Here is a 20,575-nt window from a genome sequence, read left to right as displayed (position 1 = left end):
CGAGCAAGCTCGCTCCCACAGGTTGTGAGTAGTGTCTGCGTGGTTTTCTGCAGGCCAAAAAAAACGCCCCGAACCAGTCGGGGCGTTTTCATGTGTGGCTCAGCTGCGGGGACTTACTTGCCTTCCCAGCGCTTCAGCACCAGCGTGGCGTTGGTCCCGCCGAAGCCGAAGCTGTTGCTCATCACGGTGTTGATGGTGGCGTTCTCGCGGGTCTTGGTCAGCACCGGCAGATCGGCCACTTCCGGGTCGAGCTCGTCGATGTTGGCGGAGCCGGCAATGAAGTTGCCTTCCATCATCAGCATGCAGTAGATCGCTTCGTGAACGCCGGCGGCGCCCAAGGAGTGACCGGACAGGCTCTTGGTCGAGCTGATCGCTGGGGCCTTGTCGCCGAACACTTCACGCACACCTTTCATTTCCGCGACGTCGCCGACCGGAGTCGAAGTGCCGTGGGTGTTCAGGTAGTCGATCGGGGTGTCGACGGTGGACAGCGCCTGCTGCATGCAGCGGATAGCGCCTTCGCCACTTGGGGCAACCATGTCGTAGCCGTCGGAGGTTGCGCCGTAGCCAACGATCTCGGCGTAGATCTTCGCGCCGCGGGCCAGAGCGTGTTCCAGCTCTTCGACGACAACCATGCCGCCGCCGCCGGCGATGACGAAACCGTCACGGTCCTTGTCGTAGGCGCGGGAGGCTTGTTCCGGGGTGTCGTTGCGCTTGCTGGACAGAGCGCCCATCGCGTCGAACAGGAACGACTGGCTCCAGTGCTCTTCTTCACCGCCACCGGCGAAGACGATGTCCTGCTTGCCCATCTGGATCTGTTCCATGGCGGTACCGATGCAGTGAGCACTGGTAGCGCAGGCAGAAGCGATGGAGTAGTTCAGGCCCTTGATCTTGAATGGCGTGGCCAGGCAGGCGGAAACGGTGCTGCTCATGGTCCGCGTGACGCGGTACGGGCCTACGCGTTTCACGCCTTTCTCACGGAGGATGTCCAGCGCTTCCATCTGGTTCAGCGTGGAGGCACCGCCGGAGCCGGCGATCAGGCCGGTGCGCGGGTTGGACACCTGCTCTTCGGTCAGGCCGGAATCAGCGATGGCGTCTTTCATGGCCAGGTAGGCGTAAGCCGCTGCATGGCCGACGAAGCGATAGATCTTGCGATCGATCAGCTCTTCAAGGTTGAGGTCGATGGAGCCGGAAACCTGGCTACGCAGACCCATTTCAGCATATTCCGGGTTGAACCGGATGCCAGGGCGGCTTGCACGCAGGTTAGCGGAGACGGTCTCTTTGTCATTGCCCAGGCACGAAACGATGCCCAGACCAGTGATAACGACGCGGCGCATGCGAATAACCCTTAGAAGTTGTCAGTGGAGGTGAACACGCCGACGCGCAGGCCTTCGGCGGTGTAGATTTCGCGTCCGTCGACACTCACCGAACCATCGGCGATGGCCATGTTCAGCTTGCCCTTGAGGACGCGTTTGATATGAATGTTGTAAGTGACTTTCTGCGCGGTCGGCAGCACCTGACCGAAGAATTTCACCTCGCCCGAACCCAGCGCACGGCCGCGGCCCGGCAGGCCTTGCCAGCCCAGGAAGAAACCGACCAGTTGCCACATGGCATCCAGACCCAGGCAGCCCGGCATCACCGGATCGCCTTCGAAATGGCAGGCGAAGAACCACAGGTCAGGGTTGATATCCAGCTCGGCGACCAATTCACCTTTGCCGTACTTGCCGCCTTCTTCGCTGATATGGGTGATGCGATCCACCATCAGCATGTTCGGGGCGGGCAGTTGCGCGTTACCTGGGCCGAACAGCTCACCGCGACTGCAGCGCAGCAGGTCTTCCCGAGTAAAGGCGTTTTGTTTGGTCATGCGAGCTCCTCAATAATCCCATGCGGCAGGTGGGGCAGATCTTCCCGACCGTTCAAGGCGTTCATGCCTCGAACCGGCAGCCTACTCATAGACTATTGCGTTGTGGTGAAAGTCACAGCACCAAGGACATGAATGTACACTTGTGCACTGAAATTTTTAATCAAGCCCCTTTTGGGGCTCGTTCGGGTGCCTAAGACTGCCGCACTTTCGCTTTTCACGCCAGTCGCAGATGGTCGAAAGGCCCACACTACGACACCCAGCGCTGCAAAATCTGCTGCAGGTCATTGCGTTTGAACGGCTTGGCCAGGTAATCGTTCATCCCCGCCGCCAGACAGGTTTCGCGGTCACCCTGCAAGGCGTTGGCGGTCAGCGCGATGATCGGCACATCGCGGCGGCCGGGCAGGTCGCGAATCTGCCGCGTGGCCTCGTAGCCGTCGATGACCGGCAGGCGGCAGTCCATCAGAATCACTTCGAAGTCGCCGTCCCCGGCGCTGCGTACCGCTTGCGCGCCATCGGTCGCCACGCTGACCGCGAAGCCGAGGCTGCGCAGCATCGCTTCGATCACGGTCTGGTTGACCGGGTTGTCTTCGACCAGCAACACATGACGTCCTTCACCCTGACCATTACCGTTCGGCGCACGCGGCGCGGTCAGCGTTGGCATTGCCTGCTTATAGAGCGCCAATGGAATCTCCAGAGTGAAGACCGAACCGCGTCCTTCTTCGCTCTGCGCGCGCAAGGTGCCGCCCATGCGTTCGGCGAGCGTGCGCGCGATCGGCAGACCCAGGCCGGTGCCGCCGTAACGGCGGGAGATCGAACTGTCGGCCTGCTGGAAGGCATTGAACATCAGCTCCAGGCTCTGCGATGAAATGCCGATGCCGCTGTCGCGCACCGAGCAGGTGAACCACAGCAGGTCATGATCCAGGGATTGCCATTGCGCCTCGATGCTGACCCGACCCTGCTCGGTGAACTTCAAGGCATTGCCGACCAGGTTGACCAGAATCTGCCGGATCCGCGTCGGATCGCCCTGCACCTGCAAACCGCGCATGTCGTCGGGAATGCGCAGATTCAGCGCCAAGCCGCGCTGCACCGCACTGTGCTGGAACGACTGCGCGCAGGCGCCGATCAGCTCGGCCAGGTTGAACGGAATGTGCTCCAGCTCCAGCTCCGAACGCTCGATTCGCGAGAAGTCGAGAATGTCGTTGATGACCTTGAGCAAGTGCTCGGTCGACTCCGAAGCGAGAGCGGCGTACTCCACCTGCTCGTCGGTCATCTCGGTGGTTTCGAGCAACTGCAGCATGCCCAGCACGCCGTTCATGGGCGTGCGCAGTTCGTGGCTCATCATCGCCAGAAAGTCGGATTTGGCGTTGTTGGCCTTTTCCGCTTCTTCGCGGGTCTGGATCAGTTGCGCCATCGCCTGTTGCTGTTCGCGACTGGCCTGTTCCAGCGCCTGGGCGAGGTTGTTGATGTGCTGCGACAGCGCGCCCAGTTCAGTGTCATCGACAATCGGCAGCGGGGTTTTGTAGTCGCCTTCCTGAATCGCCTTGACTGCGTCGCCGATGTCGCGGATCGGCTGCGACAGACTGCCGGCCAGACGCCGGGCGACGACGAAAGTGAAGAGCAGGGCGAACAGCGCAAGAATCCCGGCCTTGAACAGGATCTCCTGCTGGCGCTGACTGAAGGCATCGTTGGACAGGCCGACGATCACCCGCCCCAGATAATCTTCGGCGGCGGCGCTGTTGCTGACTTTGCCATCCTGGAAAAAATCGTTGTGCAGGGCGATCCGCTGCAGGCGCACCGGGGCCTGGAACACTTCGACCTGATGCGGGCGGCTGTGGCTGTCGGCCGGTTGTTCGACATACACCAGAATCCGATTGGCGCTGTCCTGCACTTCGAGAAAACGCACATTGGGCGTGGCCAGTGTCGCTTTGAGCAGGCTTTCCAGCACTTCGTTGTTGCCGGAGATCACCCCGTATTCCGTGGCCGGGGCCAGTTGGTTGGCGATCAACTGGCCGGTGTGGTTCAGCTCCTGACGCAAATCCTGGATGCGCACGAAGGTAAAGAAGCTGATCAGCAGCAACGTCAGCAACAGCGCCGGGCCGAGGCTGATCAGCTGCGTGCGGGTGTTGATGTCCCAACGGCGACGGAAATTCATGGGCGGCGCTCTCCTTCGGCCAAGGCACTGGCGACAGATGCTTCATTCAACGGTTCGATGCCTAAGGAACGAGCCACCTGCGCATTACTTGAGACTTTGAAACGAGCGGGGTAAAGCGTTCGTGGCCATGCGCTGGTCGGCTGATCGAGCAAATGGTCGAGGATCGCGAGCCAGTCGCTTTGATCGCTGTAGGTACTGGCAAGGCTGCCAGCGCGAACGAATGCAATGTTGGGGCCGATCAGCGCAACCTGCCGCGAGTAGCTGCTGAGCAAGAGGTTTTTTGCCGTCTGCGAGTTGTACAGATCGGGATCGTCGAGGCCGAGCAAGACGTCGGTGTTTTTCAGCACGGCTTGCAACGGACGGCTATCGTGGGTGTTGTCCCAGCGCTGGCTGACAATCTGCAGATTCAATGGCCGCGCAGCCACGCGCAATTCGTCGATGAGGAACTCGCCGTGCTCATCGAACAGCACACCGACCCGCCGGGCCTGCGGCAGAATCCGTCGGATCAGTTGCAATTGCCGGCTCAGCGGCGGGTCGCTCCACAGCAGACTCAGGCGCGCCGGGTGGGCATCGGCGAAACGCTGGCGCGCCTGCAAGCGGCTGATGCGCAACACCAGCGTCGATGGGCCTTGCGCGTCCTGCAGGCGCCAGTCGAGGCTCGGCAGATCGAGCAGGATCAGGCGCAGGCTGGCCGGCAGTTTGCCCGGCGCCGGCAGGCTCGCCAGCGGCTGAAACCGCACGTTGTCGGTCGGGCGCAGTTCACTCAATGCTTGGACGAACGCCTGCACGCCGGGGCTTTCCTCGGCGCCGGTCAGGAGAATGTCGGCGGCTTGCACCGCGACCCCGTGCAGCCACGCGGTCATGAACAGGCAGAGCCCCGCCAGCCAGTGGCCAAGGGTTGGCGTCTTCCGTGACGAGCCGTTGCGCATCCTAGAACTCCAGCTCGGCACTGAAATACATCACCCGGCGCTCGTCATAATTGTTATCGACGAAGGTGTTTGGCTGATGGTCGAGGCGCTGTTGCAGCACGCCGGCCAGTTGCAGCTGCGCGTTGCCAATCGAGATGCGTTTGGCGATGCGCGTGTCGACGCGTTCGAAGCGATAACCGTTGAGCGCGTTGTCGCCGTAATAGAAGAGGGCGCTGTTCCAGCCATGGCCCCAACTGCGCAGCCAACCGGCGGAACCGCTGTGGCGCGAGGTGAACTGCTGATCCAGCGGATTGCTCGCCTCGGCGTCGACGAAGGCGTAGGTGAAGCGCAAACGGTCGGCGCTGCTGAGGCGCCAGTCGAGTTGCGTTTCGGTACCGCGAAAGCGCGAACTGTTGGTGTTGCTGGCGATGTACTGGTTGTTGCGCAGCGGCTCGCTGATCATCCCGGTGATTTCGTCGTAGAACAGCTTCACGTCCACCGCCAGACCGAGTTCGGCGAAATAACCGTTGTAGCCCAATTCCCGCGAGCGCATGTGCTCCTGATCGAGATCGCCGGGGCCGCGGGTCTTGACGAAATAGCGCGCCGACGACTGGCCGTAGGCCGAGGGCCGCAGGTTGTTGACCTGATAGCTCCAGTTGACGTTGTTCTCGAACATGTCCGGCGAACGGATCGCCTCCGAGTACACCGCGCGCAGGCCGTGACGCGGGTTGATCAGGTAGTTGACCGCGAAGCGCGGGGTCAGCGAACTGCCGATCAGTTGCGTGTCTTCGAACATCGCTCCGCCCTGCAGCAGCCAGTGCTCGGTGGCGCGCCATTCCAGTTGGCCGAAGGCGCGCCAAGTGGTGTCGTCGAGGGTGCCGTTGAAATAGGTCTCGGAATCGGCGCGGTCGTAGCGGTAGTTGAGGCCGCTGACCAGTCGCAGGCTGTCGGACAGGCTGAGGGTGTCCTGCAGCTCGAGGTCGTAGCGCGATTCGCGGGCGCTCTGGTCGATATCGCCGCACAAGGTCTGGCTGGCGCCGTTGCGCCATTGCTCGAGCACTTGATTGGCCAGCGCCATTTCCTGCGGCGTGCCAGGTGCCGCGCCGGGGCCGGTGAACTGGTTGATGTTGCGCGCCAGCCGTTCGGTGTAATTCGGGTTGAGCTGCCACAGCTGCGCCAGCTCGGGGCTGAACGACACCTCGGCATCGCAGGCGCGCCAGACCTGCTGGCGATCCCAGTGCTGCGCCGAGCCTTGCACATACAGGCTGTGTTCGGGGTTGATATCAAGGTTCCAGCGCACCGAGCCGGCGTAATCCTTGGCCAACACGTCGGAATTGTTCCCCGCGTCGGTAATCCCCGAGAACACCGGGCGGTAGGTATAAGGCCGCTGATTGCTGCCGTCCTTGGCGTTGAACTGCCAGTCGAGGCTTTGTCCTTCATTGAGGTCGTGGCTGACCGCCAGACTCAGACGATTCAAGCGCCGACTGTCGCGGTAATCGGCGCCGTTGCGATCACTGTCGAAACCGTCATCTTCCTGACCCGACAGCGACAGGCGCAAATCGCCGCCATCCCAACCGGTGCCCTGGCTGGCATAAAAATCGTGGATGCCACGCTGGCCGCGAGTGATTTTCAGGCGCGTGCCGTGGCTGTCCGCCGGGTGGCGAGTGATGATGTTGATCACCGCCATCAGCGCGTTGGCGCCGTAGCTGACCGTGTTCGGGCCGCGAAACACCTCGATCCGCTCGATGTCTTCCATCGCTACCGGAATATCGCTCCAGTCCACCGTCGCCAGGCCGGCGCGATACACCGAGCGGCCATCGATCAACACCTGCATGCGCCGTGCTTCGCTGGCGTTGGTGCCGTGGTAATTCACCGCCGGCTGATTGCCGTTGATGCTGCCGACCATCATGCCCGGCACCAGCCGCAGCAGTTCGCTGATGTCGCGGGCACCGCTGGCGCTGATCAATTCGTTGTCGAGGACGGTCATGCTTCCCGGCACTTCTGCCGGCGTCTGCTTCAGGCGCGTGGCCGTGAGCACCTGCGGTAGCGCTTGGCTGTCGACGAACAGGTCGTCCGCCAGCACCAGCGGGCTGAACAGCAGCGCCAGTAGCAGGGGCGAGCGCGGGGAAGGAGGGCCAGAAAACACGACACAGCCTGTAGTAGAGAAGAATTGGCGCGCATGTTAACCGAGGGCGGCGACTTTTCCAGTGACGTTACAGGCATTTTCCTAGGCTTTATTGGTCTTCTTCCTACAAGTGTCGGTAATTGTTGCTGGGACTGGCCGCGGCCGGGGCGCCCCGTATAATGCCCGGCATCGCCACTGGTATGGATTAACGGATTGCATATGACTGAACAGCGCCCGATTGCGGTCCTGGGAGGCGGAAGTTTTGGTACCGCCGTGGCCAATCTGCTGGCCGAGAACGGCCATCAAGTCCTTCAGTGGATGCGTGACCCCGAGCAGGCGGAGGCCATCCGGGTCAATCGTGAAAACCCGCGTTACCTTAAAGGCATCAAGATTCTGCCGGGGGTGACCGCCGTCACCGATCTGCAAGCCACCCTCGAGGCCTGCGATCTGTGCTTCGTCGCGCTGCCCTCCAGTGCCTTGCGTACGGTGCTCGCCGCCCACGCCGAACGTTTGAGCGGCAAGATGCTGGTCAGCCTGACCAAAGGCATCGAAGCGCACACCTTCAAACTGATGAGCCAGATCCTCGAAGAGATCGCCCCGCAAGCGCGCATCGGCGTGTTGTCCGGGCCGAACCTGGCACGGGAAATCGCCGAACACGCGCTGACCGCCACGGTGGTCGCCAGCGAAGACGAAGAGCTGTGCAAAGCAGTGCAAGCCGCGCTGCACGGGCGCACCTTCCGCGTTTACGCCAGTGCCGACCGTTTCGGTGTCGAGCTGGGCGGGGCGTTGAAAAACGTTTACGCGATCATCGCCGGCATGGCGGTGGCGCTGGAGATGGGCGAGAACACCAAGAGCATGCTGATCACTCGCGCCTTGGCCGAGATGACCCGCTTCGCCGTGAATCAAGGCGCCAACCCGATGACCTTTCTTGGCCTCGCCGGGGTCGGCGATCTGATCGTGACCTGCTCGTCGCCGAAGAGCCGCAACTATCAGGTCGGTTTCGCCCTCGGCCAAGGCTTGAGCCTCGACGAAGCGGTGTCGCGTCTGGGCGAGGTCGCTGAAGGGGTCAACACCCTCAAGGTGCTCAAGGCCAAATCCCAGGAAGTCGGCGTGTACATGCCGCTGGTCGCCGGGCTGCACGCAATCCTGTTCGAAGGACGCACGCTGGAGCAGGTGATCGGTCTACTGATGCGTGCCGAGCCGAAAACCGACGTCGACTTTATTTCCACCAGCGGTTTCAACTGATTCAGCTGTTACACGGACAGGAAGCAAGCCATGAACGATCCGAAAACCGAAACCCAGTACGAATCCATTCTCCTGCGGGTGTTGTGGATGATCGTTTATCTGCTGGTCTGGCAAGTCGCGCAATTCATCCTCGGCGCGGTGGTACTGGTGCAACTGATCTACCGACTGATCTACGGCGCACCGAGCGCCAGCCTGATGAATTTTGGCGACAGCCTCAGCCAGTTCCTCGCGCAGATCGGCCGCTTCGGCACGTTCCACAGTGACCAGAAGCCCTGGCCGTTCGCCGACTGGCCAGCGCCGCGCACCCCGGAAGGGGAAGCGCCGCACACCGTCGCCCCGGCCGCGCATCCGGTGCGCGATGAGGAGCCCAAGCTATGAAACTCTGGGTAATGCGTCACGGTGAGGCGGTGCCTCACGGTTCGAAAATCGATTCCGAGCGTGAGCTGACCGAGCATGGTCGTAAAGAAGTCCTGCGCAGCGCCGCGCATCTCATGGGCCAGCCGCTGACGGCGATTTACGCCAGCCCTTATCTGCGCGCGCAGCAAACCGCGCAGATCGTGCGCGAGGCGTTGGGTTTCGAGCCGGAGATTCGCACGGTCGAGTGGCTGACGCCGGAGAGCGATCCGGACAAGGTCGCCGAGCAATTGGTGTCCGTCAGTAATGTTTTGCTGGTCAGTCACAACCCGTTGGTGGGCAACCTGCTCAGCTATCTGCAGCACGGCGCCGGACATCCGCCGGAGCGGGTCAGTACAGCAGGACTGGCGGAACTCGAGCACAGTGAACTGCTGATTGGCTCGATGAAGCTCAACAGCCTCAAGCATCCTTAAAAGCAAAGATCGCAGCCTTCGGCAGCTCCTACAATGGAATGCATACCCAGTAGGAGCTGCCGAAGGCTGCGATCTCTTGATCTTGTTTCTTTTGGTAAAAAATCCAACCAAGCACTTGCTTGGTTGACTACGCTTGCTCCAGACCAAAAAAACAGGAGCGAGTCGCATGTCTGCCGCCTTCCGTTTGCCGCTGGACGTGTTTTACGAACGGGAAGCCCGGCACCCGCGCCAGCGCTTTCTGGTGCAGCCCATCGGTGGCGGCCATGTCGAGACACTGAGCTGGGCCGATGTCGGCCATCAGGCACGCTGCGCTGCACACTGGCTACGGGCGCGGGAGTTGCCGCCCGGCAGCCACATCGCCCTGATCTCGAAAAACTGCGCGCACTGGATCATCGCCGACCTCGCGATCTGGATGGCCGGGCATGTGTCCGTGCCGCTGTATCCCAACCTCACCGCTGAATCCGTGGCGCAGGTGCTGACTCACTCGGAAAGTGCGCTGGCGTTCATTGGCAAGCTCGATGACTGGGCAGGCATGTCCCCTGGCGTACCGGCGGGTTTGCCGACCATCAGCCTGCCGCTGCATCCGCCCGGCGAATTCGATTTCAGCTGGGCGGACCTGCAGAGCTGTTCGCCGATCCAGGACGATCCGCGTCCGGCCGCCGAGCAACTGGCGACGATCATCTACACCTCCGGCACCACTGGCCTGCCCAAAGGCGTGATGCACAGTTTCGCCAATCTCGGGTTCGCCACCAGTCGGGGCACGCAGCTGTTCGGGCTCAACGAGAACGATCGGCTGCTGTCGTACTTGCCGCTGTGTCACGTCGCCGAGCGCATGTTTGTCGAACTGGCCTCGATCTACACGGGACAGACGGTGTTCTTCGCCGAAAGCCTCGACACCTTCATCACCGATCTGCAGCGCGCGCGGCCGACCGCGATGTTCGGGGTGCCGCGCATCTGGACCAAATTCCAGATGGGTGTGTACAGCAAGATCCCGGCGCAGCGTCTGGATTTCCTCCTCGGGTTGCCCTTCATTGGCAAGCGGGTCGGACACAAAGTGCTGGCCGGGCTCGGGCTGGATGCCTTGCGCGTGGCGTTGTCCGGCGCCGCACCAGTGCCGCAGACATTGCTCGCCTGGTATCAGAAACTCGGCCTCGATGTGCTGGAGGTCTACGGCATGACCGAGGGCTGCGGTTACTCGCATATCTGTTTGCCGGGCCAATACAGGCAGGGCTGGATTGGTCAGCCGTGTCCGGAAGTGGAAGTGCGCATCGATGAGTCGGGCGAAGTGCAGGTGCGCAGCCAGGCGAACATGCTCGGTTATTTCAAGGAGCCGCAGAAGACCGCCGAGACGCTGACCGCCGACGGCTTTCTGCGCACCGGCGACAAGGGCGAGCAGGATAGCGAAGGGCGCCTGCGCCTGACCGGGCGCCTCAAGGAAATCTTCAAGACCAGCAAAGGCAAATACGTCGCGCCGGCGCCGATCGAAAATCGCCTGGCCGTGCATTCACGCATCGAACAGGTGTGCGTGGTTGGCGATGGCCTGAGTGCGCCGCTGGGGTTGTGCGTGCTGTCGACAGTCAATCAGCAAGAACCTCGTGCGAGTCTGCACGCGAGCCTGGAAAAACTTCTGGAAGAGGTCAACGCCGCCCTCGACAAACACGAACGCCTGCGCCGGCTGGTGGTGGTCAAGGACAACTGGGCGGTGGACAACGGCTTCCTCACGCCGACCCTGAAAATCAAACGCAACGTTATCGAAGACCGCTACGGCGCGCGCTTCGAAGAATGGAGCGCGCGCAGCGAGGCGGTGCTGTGGCAGGATTGAGCATCGATCAAAACAACAAAGGAAGTCTGCGATGAGCTTGTGGCGTACTACTCCCGACATCGAACAGTTGAACGCAATCCAGAAAAACACCATTGGCGAAGTGCTGGACATTCGCTTCGAAGGCTTCGACGAACAATCGCTCACCGCGAGCATGGTCATCGACCATCGCACCCACCAGCCTTACGGTCTGCTGCATGGCGGCGCATCGGTGGTGCTGGCGGAAACCGTCGGCTCGATGGCCAGTTATCTGTGTATCGATGCCAGCAAGTTCTATTGCGTCGGCCTGGAGATCAATGCCAACCACCTGCGCGGCTTGCGCAGTGGGCGGGTGACGGCGGTGGCCACGCCGATCCATATCGGTCGCACCACGCATGTCTGGGACATTCGCTTGACCAGCGACGAAGGCAAGGCCAGTTGCGTGTCGCGCCTGACCATGGCGGTGGTGCCGCTGGGGGAGCAGCCGCCACTGCGGTGACATTTATCGGGTTCCGTCAGGACGAGCCCTCAGCCCTCTGCCAGTGGGAGAGGGAGCCTACCGTGTGGTTTTCGCGATCCTCGTCGACCTGATAAATCGAATCGAGCTCAGGTCCCGGACACCCCCCCGATCTGCTCCCTTTCCCCTCGCCCCCTTGGGGGAGAGGGCTGGGGTGAGGGGGCAGCGGTCTCGCTGATACACATCACCCTGACCGGACTGTCATCATTCCTGGCACTTACAGTCATTGCTGCGACGCCGGCTCTTGCGGACAATCAACGCCACGATTCCCGCTCATGGATTTGCCCCGCATGTCGCAACCGATCTTTTTCGCCCACGCCAACGGCTTCCCATCGGGCACCTATGGCAAGTTGTTTGCGGCGCTGGCGCCGGAGTATCGGGTCGTGCATCTGGAGCAGCATGCCCATGACCCGCGTTTTCCGGCGGACGACAATTGGTACAACCTCGTCGATGAGCTGATCCATCACCTGCAGCAGCAGGAGCAGCCGGTGTGGGGCGTCGGCCATTCCTTCGGCGGTCTGCTGCACCTGCACGCGGCGTTGCGGTGTCCCGAGCTGTATCGCGGCGTGGTGATGCTCGATTCGCCGGTGCTGACCCGCACCGATCAGTGGGTGATTCGCGCGGCCAAGCGCTTTGGTTTCATCGATAAGCTGACCCCGGCCGGGCGCACGCTCGGGCGCCGTGAAGAGTTCGCCGATCTGGACAGCGCGCGCAGTTACTTTGCCGGCAAAACCCTGTTTCGTGGCTTCGACCCGGAATGTTTCGATGCCTACCTGCAACATGGGCTGCACCAGGTTGATGACAAGCTGCGCCTGCGTTTCGACCCGGCCACTGAAATCAGTATCTATCGCGGCGTGCCGCACACCAGTCCCGGGCGCACCCGGCAGTTGCAAGTGCCGCTGGCCATGGTGCGCGGGCACAAGAGCCGTGTGGTCATGCGCCATCACACACGTTTCGTCGCGCGCCTGCCGCAAGGCGAGGCGCTGAGCATGCCCGGCGGGCACATGTTTCCGCTGGAGCGCCCGCAGGACACAGCGCGCTTGCTCAAGAGTCTGTTCACACGCTGGGAGCAGCGACAGAACAAGGATTGCGCATGAGCCCGACTTGCGAAGAAGTACGCCTGAACCTGCCGCACATCGAGTTGGCCGCGCACCTGTTCGGCCCCGAGGACGGCTTGCCAGTGATCGCGTTGCACGGCTGGCTCGACAACGCCAACAGCTTTGCCCGGCTGGCCCCGAAGCTCCACGGCTTGCGCATCGTCGCGCTTGACATGGCCGGGCACGGCCATTCCGGGCATCGGCCGAACGGCGCCGGTTATGCTCTGTGGGATTACGCCCACGATGTGTTGCAAGTTGCCGAGCAACTGGGCTGGAAGCGTTTCGGCTTGCTCGGGCATTCGATGGGGGCGATTGTCTCGATGGTGCTGGCCGGTTCGCTGCCGGAGCGCATCAGTCATCTGGCGCTCATCGATGGAGTGATTCCTCCTACAGACAAAGGGGAAAACGCCGCCGAGCGCATGGGCATGGCCCTGCAGGCGCAACTCGATCTGCGGGACAAGCGCAAACCGGTCTACACCACCCTCGAGCGTGCCATCGAGGCGCGGATGAAAGGCCTGGTGGCGGTCAGTCGTGAAGCCGCTGAACTGTTGGCCCAACGCGGCTTGATGCCGGTGCCCGGCGGTTACACCTGGCGCACCGACAATCGCCTGACGCTGCCATCGCCGCTGCGCCTGACCGAGGAACAGGCCATGGCGTTCGCTCTGCGCGTCAGTTGCCCGGCCCGTCTGGTGGTCGCGGCGGATGGCATGCTGGCCAGACATCCTGAGCTGCTGCAGCGTCTGCCCTTCAGCCACGAACAGTTGCCGGGCGGGCATCATCTGCATCTGAATGACGAGGCTGGCGCAGGTCTTGTAGCAGACTGTTTCAATCGCTTCTTCGCCATGCCTTGACTTGCTGCGGGCAACTGCCGAGGCTGGGCGGGTTGAAACAGGAGACAAACATGATGGATTTCCATACCGCTGCGACCCCGACCCGCCCAGCCATGACCGTCCGGTGAGCCTGACTATGCGGTCACTCACTCTGTTGGCGCTGTGCTGCGTCGGCGCCTTTTCGTTCGCTGCCGATGTGCCAGGCAGCCATGATCTGCAAATCGTGCCGCGTCTGGCCGATGCGCAAATCGTCGACTATCGCCCGAGCGCCGAGCTGGAGCGCATCTATCCGCTGGGCTCGATCCGCAAGATCAGCGGCCAGTTGCGTTTCGACGGTCAGGTCACCGCGCGAGGCCAGACCACCTCGGTGACATACGAACTACCGCCGGAACATTCCGCCACCGAAGCCTTCACCGCCGCCCGCGAAGCCCTGCAACAGCAGGACGCCGAGTTGCTGTTCTGGTGCCAGGCTCGTGACTGCGGCGAAAGCAGCCTGTGGGCCAACGAGGTGTTCGGCAATGCCAAGTTGTACGGTTCCGATGAGCAACAGGCCTATCTGTTGCTCAGGCTGGCGGCGCCAAAGGACAACACACTGGTGGCGCTCTACAGCATCACGCGTGGCAATCGCAAAGCCTATCTGCATGTCGAGCAGTTCGAGGCGACTGCGCCGTTGGGCGAGTTGCTGCCAACCTCCGCGACCCTGTTGCGGCAGTTGAAAAGCACTGGCGAGCTGGATTTCCCGACACTGGCCGATGACCCCGATGCCACCTGGCTGCGCCTGATTTCCCGTGGCCTGAACCTCGACACGACCTTGCGGGTTACGGTTTCCGGGCCCAAGGCCGAAGCCTGGCGCCAGGCACTGATCACGCAGGGCGTGCGGGCGGCGCGGATGGAAACCGGCAATCTTGAAGGCTCTGGCCTGCGTATCGACCTGTTGCGATAAGCTGTGCCGGGCGAGCACGCAATGCGTGTTCGCCTACTCTTTCGCTGACTGACATTGCCGGGACTTTCCATGCTCAATAACGATCGCCTGCTGGTGCAGATTCTGCTGCTGGTGTTGTTTGGTGCCAGCCTGTGGGTGATGGCGCCGTTCTGGTCGGCGCTGTTCTGGGGCGCGGTACTCGCCTTCGCCAGTTGGCCGCTGATGCGATTGCTGACCCGTGCGCTCAATGGCCGCGAATCGCTGGCCGCGTTGATCCTGACACTGGGCTGGATGTTGCTGGTGGCAGCGCCGCTGGTGTGGTTGGGTTTCAACCTCGCCGATCATGTGCGCGATGCCACGGCCTTCATCAAGGATGTGCAGGTCGACGGTCTGCCGGAAGCTCCGACCTGGCTTGGCAGCGTGCCCTTGGTGGGTGAGCGGCTGGTGGCGATGTGGGACAGTATCGACCAGCAGGGCGCAGCGTTGATGGTCTCGATCAAACCGTATCTGGGACAGGTCGGCAACTGGCTGCTGGCACGCAGCGCGCAGATTGGCGGCGGGATTCTCGAGCTGACGCTGAGTCTGGTGTTCGTGTTCTTTTTCTACCGTGACGGGCCGCGACTGGCGGCGTTCGTGCACAGTCTGCTGCAGCGCTTGATCGGCGATCGTGCCGGTTATTACATCGAGCTTGTGGCCGGAACCGTTCAGCGGGTGGTCAATGGCGTGATTGGTACGGCGGCAGCGCAGGCGGTACTGGCGTTGATCGGCTTTTTGATTGCCGGCGTTCCTGGGGCGCTGGTGCTGGGGATCGTCACGTTCCTGCTCAGTCTGATTCCGATGGGGCCGCCGCTGGTGTGGGTGCCGGCCACGGCGTGGCTGGCGTGGAAGGGCGATTACGGGATGGCGGTGTTTCTCGGGATCTGGGGGACGTTCATCATCAGTGGCGTGGACAACGTGCTCAAGCCGTATCTGATCAGCCGTGGCGGCAATCTGCCGTTGGTGATCGTGTTGCTTGGGGTGTTTGGCGGGTTGATTGCGTTTGGGTTTATCGGGTTGTTTATTGGGCCTACGTTGTTGGCGGTGGCTTATAGTCTGTTGACGGATTGGAGTAAGAGTCAGGCTCGGGCTTAAGGGGCTTGGCGGCCTTTGGGCCGACCAAGCGTTGGGTTGTTTGTGTACATATCCGTTGCTGCGGTAACGGCTTCTTATGGTTTCGCCCTTACGGCGAGTCCCTTTGGCAAACGCCCCAAAGGAACCAAAGGTCTGTGCCCTGACGTTCGGCCCGCTCGCTGAGGCTCGGGGTTCCGTCGCTGCGGGATCGATCCGGGCGCAGCGGCTCCGGTTTGCTTCGCTGCACCTCCTTCCGCTGTGTACAACTGCGTCGTACGGTCGCTGCGCTCCCACGCCCGCATCAATCCCTCCGCTCAGCCTGCCGACGGGCTCCAGGATCAAAAGCGGAACTCGAGCTAACGCTCATCGTAGGTAGGAGCTGCCGAAGGCTGCGATCTTTTGATTTTGATTTTGATTTTGATTTTGCTGTTCTGTGGGAGCGAGCTTGCTCGCTAAGGCAGCCTAGCAGTCGACTCATCTCTAACTCAACGCACGCGATCCAAACTGTAGGAGTGAGCTTGCTCGCGAAGGCGGCCTGGCAGCCAACCCATCTCTAACTCAACGCACGCGATCCAAACTGTAGGAGTGAGCCTGCTCGCGAAGGCAGCCTGACAGCCAACCCATCTCTCCCTGAAGCGACACAACTCCTGGGGAGCAGGCTTGCCAGCGATGGGGCCTGGCAGTCAACCAACTCTGCTACAATGCGCGCCGTTTTCGTCCAGCCTGAGAGCCCATCCATGTCCGTCTGCCAGACTCCTATCATCGTCGCCCTGGATTTCCCCACCCGTGACGCCGCACTGAAGCTGGCCGATCAGTTGGACCCGAAACTGTGCCGGGTCAAAGTGGGCAAGGAACTGTTCACCAGTTGCGCGGCGGAAATCGTCGGTACCTTGCGTGACAAGGGTTTTGAAGTGTTCCTGGACCTGAAATTCCACGACATCCCCAACACCACCGCGATGGCTGTTAAAGCCGCTGCCGAGATGGGTGTGTGGATGGTCAACGTGCACTGCTCTGGCGGCCTGCGCATGATGGCCGCTTGCCGTGAGGAGCTGGACAAGCGCAACGGTCCGCAACCGCTGTTGATCGGCGTGACCGTGCTGACCAGCATGGAGCGTGAAGATCTCGCCGGTATCGGTCTGGATATCGAGCCGCAGGAGCAAGTGCTGCGTCTGGCGGCACTGGCCGAGAAGGCCGGGCTGGATGGTTTGGTGTGTTCGGCACTGGAAGCTTCGGCGCTGAAAACCGCGCACCCGTCGCTGCAACTGGTGACTCCGGGTATTCGTCCGGCCGGTAGCGCGCAGGACGACCAACGGCGGATTCTGACTCCGCGTCAGGCGCTGGATGCCGGTTCCGATTATCTGGTGATCGGCCGTCCAATCAGCCAGGCGGCGGATCCGGCGCAGGCGTTGGCCGCAGTCGTAGCCGAAATCGCCTAAAAGATCGCAGCCTTCGGCAGCTCCTACAGGGTCATGTGAACACCTGTAGGAGCTGCGGAACGCTGCGATCTTTTGATCTTCTGTTTTAAACCTTCAACACCAACTTGCCAAAGTTCTCACCGTTGAACAGTTTCATCAGCGTCTCCGGGAATGTCTCCAGTCCGTCAACCACATCTTCCTTGCTTTTGAGCTGCCCGCCAGCCATCCAGCCGGCCATCTCCTGCGCCGCGCTGGCGAATTGTGCGGCGTAGTCCATCACCACAAAACCTTCCATCCGCGCCCGATTGACCAGCAGTGACAGGTAATTGGCCGGGCCTTTGACCGCCTCTTTATTGTTGTACTGGCTGATCGCACCGCAAATCACCACTCGCGCTTTCATGTTCAAGCGGCTCAGCACCGCATCGAGAATGTCGCCGCCGACGTTATCGAAGTACACGTCCACGCCTTTCGGGCATTCGCGCTTCAATCCGGCTACAACATCCTCGGCCTTGTAATCGATGGCGCCGTCGAAGCCCAGTTCGTCGATGAGGAATTTGCATTTGTCGGCACCGCCGGCAATGCCGACGACGCGGCAGCCTTTGATCTTGGCGATCTGCCCGGCCACGCTGCCCACCGCGCCTGCCGCACCGGACAGCACCACGGTGTCACCGGCCTTGGGTGCGCCGACATCGAGCAGGGCGAAGTAGGCGGTCATGCCGGTCATGCCCAGTGCAGACAGGTAACGCGGCAATGGTGCGAGTTTCGGATCGACCTTGTAGAAACCGCGGGGCTCGCCGAGGAAATAATCCTGCACGCCGAGGGCACCGTTGACGTAATCGCCCACGGCAAAACCGGGATTGTTCGAGGCGATGACTTTTCCCACGCCCAGTGCGCGCATGACTTCTCCCAGGCCGACCGGCGGGATGTAGGACTTGCCTTCGTTCATCCAGCCGCGCATCGCCGGATCCAGGGACAAATATTCGTTCTTGACCAGGATCTGTCCGGCCTGTGGTTCGCCGACCGGTACTTCCTGATAAGTGAAAGTCTCGCGGGTCGCGGCGCCCACTGGGCGTTTGGCGAGCAGGAACTGGCGATTGGTCTGGTTGGTCATGACAGGCACTCGAACGGAATGAAGCCTTGTAGATAGACCCTCGGCGGCGATGTCGCAAGGTCGGCTGATGCGGCGAATGCAGGTCGATCCAGTGCAGTTATGGTTGTGGGCGGGGTTGTATCACTGCAACGCATGGACTCATAAACGGCTTCTGGATAGTGCTGACGCGCCGTCACCGCCGCTGGCTATGCTGCAACGTCAATATCCCCCGCTTCTTTGCCTTCGAGGACATATCCATGAGCATGACGTTTTCCGGTCAGGTGGTTGTAATCACGGGAGCGGCCCATGGCATCGGCCGGGCGACCGCTCTGGCGTTTGCCGCCGAAGGCCTGAAAGTGGTGGTAGCTGACCTGGATGCGGCTGGCGGCGAAGGAACGGTGGCGCTGATTCGTACAGCAGGTGGCGAAGCGACTTTCGTTCGCTGCGACGTGACACTGGAACACGATGTAAAAAATCTGATGGACGAGGTGATCAATACCTACGGTCGTCTCGACTATGCGTTCAACAACGCCGGGATCGAAATCGAGAAAGGCAAACTTGCCGACGGTTCGCTCGACGAATTCGACGCGATCATGGGCGTCAACGTCAAAGGTGTCTGGTTGTGCATGAAGTATCAGTTGCCTCTGCTGTTGGCTCAGGGCGGTGGAGCGATCGTCAACACGGCATCGGTAGCCGGGCTGGGCGCAGCGCCGAAGATGAGCATTTACGCAGCGTCGAAACACGCGGTGATCGGCCTGACCAAATCGGCGGCAATCGAGTATGCGAAGAAGAAAATCCGCGTCAACGCAGTGTGCCCGGCGGTGATCGATACGGACATGTTTCGCCGTGCCTACGAGGCCGATCCGAAGAAGGGCGAATTCGCCAACGCCATGCACCCGGTGGGGCGCATCGGCAAAGTCGAGGAAATCGCCAGTGCGGTGCTGTATCTGTGCAGCGACGGCGCGGCGTTCACCACCGGGCACTCGCTGGCGGTGGACGGAGGCGTGACGGCATTCTGAATGTTGCGCTTATATTGAACCCGCCTTCGCGCGGGTTTTTTGTGCCTCGCGCTCAATGCCGTGAATCCAGTTAAACAATGTGTATCAAATAGTTAGAACCGCTGCATTTGACGGCTTTGTCGCACAGCCTATGCGGCGTGGCTGTGATTTACTGCTGCCAGCAAAACTGACAGGAGTTTGCGAGCTCATGGACCTGAGAATTGACCGACAGGCAATGGTGCCGGTCGTGCAGCAGATTGTGGACGGAATGACTGACTGGATTGTGCAAAGCGGCGTCCCGCCAGCCACCCGGTTGCCCTCCGTACGGCAAATCGCCCGGGGTAATCTGCTCAGCCAGTCGTGCGTCGTCGAAGCCTGCGAGCGTCTGGTTTCGCAGGGCGTTCTGACTACGCGTCAAGGCGCCGGGTTCATTGTTGCGGCATCGCCGACGGTACGTGGTGCAGACCCGGAACTGGCGGCCTTCGAGGGGCGCCACGCCTGGTGTGAAGAGGTGAACGCCACGAACAATCGCTTGAAGCTGGGGCAGGGCGGCTTGCCGCCGAGTTGGCGTGAGCCCGACGATCTCAGCTACGCATTGCGCGAGGTAGCACGCACCGATATGGACAGCCTGTTCAATTACAGCTCGCCGCTGGGCCTTCCAGCGTTGCGCGAGCAAATTGCCAAGCGTCTCAAGCTGCTGAATATCGAGGCTTGCAGCAGCCGCTTGATGAGCACGTGCGGTGCCAGTCATGCGCTGGATCTGATCGTGCGCACGTTGTTCAGGGCCGGCGACTGTGTGGTGGTGGAAACGCCCGGTTATGCACCGTTGTTTGACCTGTTGCAGATGCACGGTGTGCGTATGCTCGAAGTGCGTCGGACGCCGAGCGGGCCGGACATCGAAATGCTCGAGTCCATGCTTCGTCAGTTTCGCCCCGTCGCCCTGTTCATCGGCAGTCATCACCACAATCCCACTGGCAGTTGCCTGACACCCGCCGTGGCTCAGCGCATCGTGCAGTTGAGCAAGACCTACGATCTGCGTGTGATCGAAGATGATGTCTATGCCGATCTGCACACCGGCAACGGCACGCGTCTGGCGGCGCTGGAGCATGAGGGGCGGGTCATTTATGTGGGCAGCTTCTCCAAGACACTGAGCAGTTCGTTGCGGGTCGGCTTTGTCTCGGCTGACAGCGAGCTGCTGACGCGCCTGGCCGAGGTCAAGATGATCAGCGGCCTCGGCTGTTCCAGATTGGCCGAGGCGGTCCTGGCCAGGCTGATGGCAACGGGCGCATATCGCAAACTGGTGCAGCGCCAGCGGCAGCGCTTGAATGCCGATCGCGCGGCAGCCTTACAGGCCCTGGAAGATGCCGAGTGGGAAGTATTCGGCAAGCCGGTTGGCGGGCTGTTCATCTGGGCGCGCTCACGATTGAACGATCAGACGTTGGTGCGCAGGCAGGCGCAGCGCTGCGGGATCGTGTTATCAGCGGCGGATGCCTTCAGTCCCAGCGGTGAGTCCGGCGATTGGCATCGCATCAACGTTGCCTGTGCCTGCGACCCGCGCGCCCGGCAGTTCTTTCGCAATACGTGCGCGGATCGACCTCAATCATTCTGAAAACGACACGGGCGTAGCTTTTTGCCATTATTCCGATGCCCGAGACTTGTGCTGGTTCGAGCCCGTTGCGA

General features: G+C 61.6%; 18 protein-coding genes. 12 read left to right on the top strand and 6 right to left on the bottom strand.

Annotated features, from left to right (window positions below; all coding sequences use genetic code 11):
• Positions 1-113: 113 nt before the first annotated feature.
• The 5 genes from fabB to J2Y90_RS24960 form a co-directional block, all read right to left on the bottom strand.
• Positions 114-1,334: a beta-ketoacyl-ACP synthase I gene (fabB, locus tag J2Y90_RS24980; RefSeq protein ID WP_253504456.1), complete on the bottom strand. Its 1,221-nt coding sequence runs from the start codon at positions 1,332-1,334 to the stop codon at positions 114-116.
• 11 nt (positions 1,335-1,345) lie between these two features.
• On the bottom strand, positions 1,346-1,861 hold the full coding sequence (gene fabA / locus J2Y90_RS24975) for a 3-hydroxyacyl-[acyl-carrier-protein] dehydratase FabA (RefSeq protein WP_253504453.1): 516 nt from the start codon (positions 1,859-1,861) through the stop codon (positions 1,346-1,348).
• Between the two features lie 247 nt (positions 1,862-2,108).
• Positions 2,109-4,013, bottom strand: coding sequence for an ATP-binding protein (locus J2Y90_RS24970; RefSeq protein WP_253504450.1), 1,905 nt, complete (start codon positions 4,011-4,013; stop codon positions 2,109-2,111).
• Positions 4,010-4,942 (bottom strand): ABC transporter substrate-binding protein, encoded by a 933-nt coding sequence (locus J2Y90_RS24965; protein WP_253504447.1) that lies wholly within the window; start codon positions 4,940-4,942, stop codon positions 4,010-4,012. Before J2Y90_RS24965 ends, J2Y90_RS24970 begins: the two co-directional genes overlap by 4 nt.
• Before the next feature lies 1 nt (position 4,943).
• Positions 4,944-7,067 (bottom strand): TonB-dependent receptor plug domain-containing protein, encoded by a 2,124-nt coding sequence (locus J2Y90_RS24960; protein ID WP_253504444.1) that lies wholly within the window; start codon positions 7,065-7,067, stop codon positions 4,944-4,946.
• 198 nt (positions 7,068-7,265) lie between these two features.
• Here J2Y90_RS24960 and J2Y90_RS24955 point away from each other — a divergent pair, with 198 nt between their 5' ends.
• The 10 genes from J2Y90_RS24955 to pyrF all read left to right on the top strand — a co-directional run bounded on the left by J2Y90_RS24955 (position 7,266) and on the right by pyrF (position 16,828).
• A complete protein-coding gene (locus J2Y90_RS24955; RefSeq protein ID WP_253504442.1) occupies positions 7,266-8,291 on the top strand; it encodes an NAD(P)H-dependent glycerol-3-phosphate dehydrogenase in 1,026 nt (341 codons plus the stop codon).
• Between the two features lie 30 nt (positions 8,292-8,321).
• Complete coding sequence (locus J2Y90_RS24950) at positions 8,322-8,669, top strand: DUF4389 domain-containing protein (protein WP_253504440.1); 348 nt, start codon at positions 8,322-8,324, stop codon at positions 8,667-8,669.
• A complete protein-coding gene (gene sixA / locus J2Y90_RS24945; protein WP_253504437.1) occupies positions 8,666-9,118 on the top strand; it encodes a phosphohistidine phosphatase SixA in 453 nt (150 codons plus the stop codon). Before J2Y90_RS24950 ends, sixA begins: the two co-directional genes overlap by 4 nt.
• A 166-nt stretch (positions 9,119-9,284) precedes the next feature.
• Complete coding sequence (locus tag J2Y90_RS24940) at positions 9,285-10,940, top strand: AMP-binding protein (protein WP_253504434.1); 1,656 nt, start codon at positions 9,285-9,287, stop codon at positions 10,938-10,940.
• A 31-nt stretch (positions 10,941-10,971) separates the two neighbouring features.
• A complete protein-coding gene (locus tag J2Y90_RS24935; RefSeq protein ID WP_253504431.1) occupies positions 10,972-11,415 on the top strand; it encodes a hotdog fold thioesterase in 444 nt (147 codons plus the stop codon).
• Between the two features lie 308 nt (positions 11,416-11,723).
• Complete coding sequence (locus J2Y90_RS24930) at positions 11,724-12,530, top strand: alpha/beta fold hydrolase (protein WP_253504428.1); 807 nt, start codon at positions 11,724-11,726, stop codon at positions 12,528-12,530.
• Positions 12,527-13,381: an alpha/beta hydrolase gene (locus J2Y90_RS24925; RefSeq protein ID WP_253504425.1), complete on the top strand. Its 855-nt coding sequence runs from the start codon at positions 12,527-12,529 to the stop codon at positions 13,379-13,381. Before J2Y90_RS24930 ends, J2Y90_RS24925 begins: the two co-directional genes overlap by 4 nt.
• A gap of 115 nt (positions 13,382-13,496) precedes the next feature.
• Positions 13,497-14,303 carry a DUF4892 domain-containing protein gene (locus tag J2Y90_RS24920; RefSeq protein WP_253504422.1) on the top strand — a complete coding sequence of 269 codons (807 nt, stop codon included), beginning with the start codon at positions 13,497-13,499 and terminating at the stop codon, positions 14,301-14,303.
• A 69-nt stretch (positions 14,304-14,372) separates the two neighbouring features.
• The gene (locus J2Y90_RS24915; RefSeq protein ID WP_253504419.1) at positions 14,373-15,413 is read left to right on the top strand and encodes an AI-2E family transporter; all 1,041 of its coding nucleotides are present in this window, start codon (positions 14,373-14,375) and stop codon (positions 15,411-15,413) included.
• Positions 15,414-16,129: 716 nt separating this feature from the next.
• Positions 16,130-16,828: an orotidine-5'-phosphate decarboxylase gene (pyrF, locus tag J2Y90_RS24910; protein ID WP_253504416.1), complete on the top strand. Its 699-nt coding sequence runs from the start codon at positions 16,130-16,132 to the stop codon at positions 16,826-16,828.
• Between the two features lie 85 nt (positions 16,829-16,913).
• Here the strand turns inward: pyrF and J2Y90_RS24905 are convergent, their stop codons facing one another.
• Positions 16,914-17,918, bottom strand: a complete 1,005-nt coding sequence (locus J2Y90_RS24905; protein WP_253504413.1) for an NADP-dependent oxidoreductase — start codon at positions 17,916-17,918, stop codon at positions 16,914-16,916.
• Between the two features lie 236 nt (positions 17,919-18,154).
• On the opposite strand from J2Y90_RS24905, the gene J2Y90_RS24900 reads away from it, so the two are divergent.
• Together J2Y90_RS24900 and J2Y90_RS24895 are read left to right on the top strand one after the other, a co-directional pair.
• Positions 18,155-18,916 (top strand): SDR family oxidoreductase, encoded by a 762-nt coding sequence (locus J2Y90_RS24900; protein WP_253504410.1) that lies wholly within the window; start codon positions 18,155-18,157, stop codon positions 18,914-18,916.
• 187 nt (positions 18,917-19,103) lie between these two features.
• Complete coding sequence (locus tag J2Y90_RS24895; RefSeq protein WP_253504408.1) at positions 19,104-20,504, top strand: PLP-dependent aminotransferase family protein; 1,401 nt, start codon at positions 19,104-19,106, stop codon at positions 20,502-20,504.
• Positions 20,505-20,575: the final 71 nt, after the last annotated feature.

It is taken from the genome of Pseudomonas koreensis, assembly GCF_024169245.1.
GTDB lineage: Bacteria > Pseudomonadota > Gammaproteobacteria > Pseudomonadales > Pseudomonadaceae > Aquipseudomonas > Aquipseudomonas koreensis_F.
Note: the sequence above shows the minus strand (reverse complement) of the source record. Positions and strands in the feature narration are given on the sequence as shown.

Excerpts from the sequence above, each read along its gene's own strand:
- J2Y90_RS24930 (WP_253504428.1), top strand. The coding sequence starts at position 11,724 with ATGTCGCAACCGATCTTTTTCGCCCACGCCAACGGCTTCCCATCGGGC.
- J2Y90_RS24895 (WP_253504408.1), top strand. The coding sequence starts at position 19,104 with ATGGACCTGAGAATTGACCGACAGGCAATGGTGCCGGTCGTGCAGCAG.
- J2Y90_RS24920 (WP_253504422.1), top strand. The coding sequence starts at position 13,497 with ATGCGGTCACTCACTCTGTTGGCGCTGTGCTGCGTCGGCGCCTTTTCG.
- J2Y90_RS24925 (WP_253504425.1), top strand. The coding sequence starts at position 12,527 with ATGAGCCCGACTTGCGAAGAAGTACGCCTGAACCTGCCGCACATCGAG.
- J2Y90_RS24935 (WP_253504431.1), top strand. The coding sequence starts at position 10,972 with ATGAGCTTGTGGCGTACTACTCCCGACATCGAACAGTTGAACGCAATC.
- J2Y90_RS24905 (WP_253504413.1), bottom strand. The coding sequence starts at position 17,918 with ATGACCAACCAGACCAATCGCCAGTTCCTGCTCGCCAAACGCCCAGTG.
- J2Y90_RS24950 (WP_253504440.1), top strand. The coding sequence starts at position 8,322 with ATGAACGATCCGAAAACCGAAACCCAGTACGAATCCATTCTCCTGCGG.
- J2Y90_RS24965 (WP_253504447.1), bottom strand. The coding sequence starts at position 4,942 with ATGCGCAACGGCTCGTCACGGAAGACGCCAACCCTTGGCCACTGGCTG.
- fabA (WP_253504453.1), bottom strand. The coding sequence starts at position 1,861 with ATGACCAAACAAAACGCCTTTACTCGGGAAGACCTGCTGCGCTGCAGT.
- fabB (WP_253504456.1), bottom strand. The coding sequence starts at position 1,334 with ATGCGCCGCGTCGTTATCACTGGTCTGGGCATCGTTTCGTGCCTGGGC.
- J2Y90_RS24915 (WP_253504419.1), top strand. The coding sequence starts at position 14,373 with ATGCTCAATAACGATCGCCTGCTGGTGCAGATTCTGCTGCTGGTGTTG.
- J2Y90_RS24955 (WP_253504442.1), top strand. The coding sequence starts at position 7,266 with ATGACTGAACAGCGCCCGATTGCGGTCCTGGGAGGCGGAAGTTTTGGT.
- pyrF (WP_253504416.1), top strand. The coding sequence starts at position 16,130 with ATGTCCGTCTGCCAGACTCCTATCATCGTCGCCCTGGATTTCCCCACC.
- J2Y90_RS24970 (WP_253504450.1), bottom strand. The coding sequence starts at position 4,013 with ATGAATTTCCGTCGCCGTTGGGACATCAACACCCGCACGCAGCTGATC.
- sixA (WP_253504437.1), top strand. The coding sequence starts at position 8,666 with ATGAAACTCTGGGTAATGCGTCACGGTGAGGCGGTGCCTCACGGTTCG.
- J2Y90_RS24900 (WP_253504410.1), top strand. The coding sequence starts at position 18,155 with ATGAGCATGACGTTTTCCGGTCAGGTGGTTGTAATCACGGGAGCGGCC.
- J2Y90_RS24940 (WP_253504434.1), top strand. The coding sequence starts at position 9,285 with ATGTCTGCCGCCTTCCGTTTGCCGCTGGACGTGTTTTACGAACGGGAA.